This window comes from Microvirga tunisiensis (assembly GCF_009296175.1).
In the GTDB taxonomy this organism is placed as follows: Bacteria; Pseudomonadota; Alphaproteobacteria; order Rhizobiales; family Beijerinckiaceae; genus Microvirga; species Microvirga tunisiensis.
This window is the reverse complement of sequence record NZ_VOSK01000651.1, coordinates 1-1,941: the sequence shown is the minus strand read 5'-3', so window position 1 is coordinate 1,941 and position 1,941 is coordinate 1. Positions and strand designations below refer to the sequence as shown.

Here is a 1,941-nt window from a genome sequence, read left to right as displayed (position 1 = left end):
TGGTCCTGCGCCGGCCGCGCTGGTGCCCGGTCAAATGGGATGTGCGCCCTGCGGGTGGAGCATCGATGGTCACCGTCGCGCCAACTCGGCCACGGCGATGATGCCCCGCTCCGGCTCATCGCCGCCGCCACTCCGCTGGCTTAGACGCATCGACGCCGATCCAGTCCCCGATCCAAAGCGCCCAAATCCCCATAGAAGAGCACCGCACGCGCGGCGCCCAATCGTTCCGCGGGTGCCTTCCCTGGAGGCTTCCGGACGCCGGCCCCAGTGCACCTCGCTGCGTCGGGTTGGGCCGGCATCCGAAACCCTTGTATGGAGCGATGCTTGTCAAGCAAGTTCCTTCATGGCCTCATCTCCTTGTTTGACCAAGCTGGCGACCATCTTCTCGTTCGCCGACCTGACCCTTATTGGCCGTCCCTGTTCGCAGCGGCAGGCTATGTCGGTTGGTCGAATTGTCCTGCCCTATGGCCAACCGGCGACAAGTCCGAGGGGAGCTCGCCATCGGGCACGGAGATCGCGCCACGACCTTGTATTCGGTCGATCCGCAGGGATCGGAACCATGATGCAGTCATGCGCATCGGCGGCGAAGCTCCAGGGCGGCGGGTCCATTCTTCACAGCGGCTTGGAAGCCATGGGTTATCATCGGGTCACCACCACCTCGGATCGTCATCGGCAGCCCCTCGCATGGGCCGCCAAGGCGGTTATCCAGTTGTCCTCAATCGGTGCACTCGCTCATGACGCCGGACGTAGGACGACGCCCTGCGGCACCTCGCCGGTCGCAACAAGACGCCAGAGGGCGATGAGAAGCTTACGGGCCAGCGCCACGATCATCGTCTTGCGTGTGCCGCCGCGTCCATCGGACGTTCGCGCATGAAACCATTGGGCCAGGGCGCTGGCCTTCTGGAACCGCAGGAAACGCCATGCCAACTGGATCATGCCGTGGCGTACCCGCGTGTTGCCAGCTCGCGCAAGGCCCTTCTCCCGCCGACGCTTGCCACTCTCGTCGGGCGCGCCAGTGAGGCCCGCGTAGCGCGCCACCGCCCTGCGATCGCGCAAGTGACGCGACAAGATCTCCTGCACGAGCATGTCGGCAGTCTCAATTCCAACGCCGATGACACGCGCCAACATCCGGCTCATCGCCTGTGGCCGGTCAGCGGACGCTTGGCCCAGGCGCCGCACACGATTCTCCGTGATCGCCTTGATCTGGTCCTTGATGAGGTGCAGGCGTGCCATATCGCGACGCATCTCAGCCAGGGTATTGGGCGGTAAAGGCATGCCCTCGGGCGTGCGAAGCGCTTCGAGCCGCTGTGGTGCCTGGCGCAGCGTCGGCTTGAAATTACGGATGCCCCAGCGAACCAGGCACGCCTTCATCCGATTGATGATGCGCGTGTGCTCACCGATCAGGGTCTCGCGCTCACGGCTCGGGCGCTTGCCGTCTTCCTGCTCGGGAGTAGGAATCGCCGTCATGTTGCAATGATCCGGTTCGCCGCGCAGCCAGCCGAGGAAGGCACGCTTCAGCAGTGCGGTGTCGATCCGGTCGGTCTTGGCCCGCCGGTGTTCGCGAGATACCGCCACACTCGTAGGATGGATCACGTAAGTTTCGACGTCGTGTGCCCGGAGCCAGCGCGCCAGCCAAAAGCCATCCCGGCCAGCTTCAAAGGCGACCACAACCCGGGTGATCGTGCATCCCGCCGCGACCGCCTTGTCGCGCCAGCGCTGGAGCAATCGCAGCAGGGCGTCTTCGTCCGCGCCAAGCTTCTTCAAGGGATGGCGATCAAGTCCCGGCACAATCCCAGCGACGAGCCAGCTTGACAGGCTCATCTCGATGACGGCGACGAGCGTGCTGCTCTGCTCGAATGGGACGAGGGATCGGCTGAGATCGTCTGGCTTTGCCATGGGGCGCTCCATCGGTTCGTGACCGGCGCCAAGGATGCCATCGCT

Annotated in this window: 1 protein-coding gene; it reads right to left on the bottom strand. The window is 64.7% G+C overall.

The window, feature by feature from the left end:
* Nucleotides 1-732: 732 nt before the first annotated feature.
* Entirely contained in the window at nt 733-1,896 is a 1,164-nt protein-coding gene (locus FS320_RS42460) for an IS110 family RNA-guided transposase (protein ID WP_152718530.1), read from the bottom strand.
* Between the last annotated feature and the right edge of the window lie 45 nt (nt 1,897-1,941).